This is a genomic window from Nocardia lijiangensis NBRC 108240 (assembly GCF_001613045.1).
Classification (GTDB): Bacteria; Actinomycetota; Actinomycetes; order Mycobacteriales; family Mycobacteriaceae; genus Nocardia; species Nocardia lijiangensis.
The window spans coordinates 1-1,547 of the sequence record NZ_BDBP01000209.1 but is presented as its reverse complement, the minus strand read 5'-3'; the positions used below and the strand labels follow the sequence as shown (position 1 = coordinate 1,547).

Genomic DNA, 1,547 nt, shown 5'->3' with positions numbered 1-1,547 from the left:
CTGCGGGCGCGGCTCGGCCTGGACCGGGTGCGCGTCGCGGTGACGGGCGCGGTGGCCATCCCCCCGGACGTGCACGAGTTCTTCCTCGGCCTCGGCCTGCCGTTGTGCGAGGGGTACGGCATGACCGAATGCACCGCGGGCGCGACCCTGAACGGGCCCGCCCGGATCAAGATCGGCACGGTCGGCACGCCGCTGCCGGGCGCGGACGTCCGCCTCGCCGCCGACGGCGAGGTGCTGATCCGGGGCAAGATGGTGATGCGCGGCTACCGCAAGGATCCAGCCAAGACCTCCGAGACGGTGGACGCCGACGGCTGGCTGCACACCGGCGACATCGGCTCCTTCGACGCCGACGGCTACCTGTCGATCGTGGGCCGCAAGAAGGAACTCATCATCAACGCCGCGGGCAAGAACATGTCCCCGGCCAACATCGAGAACACCCTCACCGAGAACTGCCCGCTGGCGGGCACGGTCGTGGTGATCGGCGAGCAGCGCCCCTACAACACCGCGCTGATCTGCCTCGACCCCGACCTGGCCACCGCCTTCGCCCGGCGGGTCGGGCTCGCCGCGACCTCCGTCGCGGACCTGGCCGTCAGCCCGGAGGTGCTCGCCGAAATCGAGCGCGGGGTGGCGGCGGCCAACGGCAAACTCTCGCGGGTCGAGCAGATCAAGAAGTATCTGGTGCTCGGCGAGGTGTGGGAGCCGGGCGGCGACTGCCTGACGGCCACCGGCAAACTCCGCCGCGCGCCGATCGCGAACCGCTACACCGATACCATCGAGGCCCTGTACTCGTGATGCTCGCGCGGACACGGAGGCGCCGATGAACGATCCGGGCGGACTCCCCGGCTCGGGCGGCCCCACGCACCGAACCGCGGCGATCGATGACCTGCACCGGGCCGCGGCGTCGCTGCTGGAGGGGTTCTACGGCACATTGCCGCCGTACGCGCAGCTGCCGCACTCGCTGGTGGAAACCGATTTCGCCCGCGGCGCGAAGCTCAATGTCGACCTGTTCTTCGAGTATCTGCGCCGCGGCGTCGAGCCGTCCGAGGCGGACACCAGGGAACTGGTCGAGCTGGCGATGGACCGGCTGCGTGACGGCACCCCGCTGGCCGACGTGCTGGAACGGTACCGGCTCGGCGCCGTCTTCCTCTGGGATCGGCTGCGCGATTCGGTCGGCGACGAGAGCCTCCTGCTGGAGGCCTCGCCCGCGTTGCTGAAGTACGTCACGCTGGTCGGCGCGCGCATCGCCACCGCGGCCACCCAGCGATCCCACGATCCGCGGTGGGAACTGCTCGAGCGCCGCCGCGGCATCGCCGACGCACTGCTGGCCGGACACGATCCGGTGGAGTGGACCGCCGACCCGGTCATCCCGGTGGCCGACGCCTTCCTGGTCGCGGTGTTCCGGCTGTGCGGAAACAACGGCGGGCCCGCCGCGGCGCTGCGGCACCGCGTCGAAGCCATCCCCGGCGTGTTCCTGCGCCTCGACACCGGCGGCTGGACCGCGCTGATCCCGCTGACCGCAGGCGACGACGGCGCGGCCGCGCTGGCCG

General features: G+C 71.8%; 2 protein-coding genes. Both read left to right on the top strand.

Going from position 1 to position 1,547, the window contains the following annotated elements:
- The coding region (locus NL1_RS35930) for an AMP-binding protein (RefSeq protein WP_156095223.1) at positions 1 to 792 on the top strand (792 nt) is incomplete at its 5' end.
- 25 nt (positions 793 to 817) lie between these two features.
- Positions 818 to 1,547 (top strand): RsbRD N-terminal domain-containing protein (locus NL1_RS35925; RefSeq protein WP_156095222.1); only part of this gene is annotated, 730 nt, incomplete at its 3' end.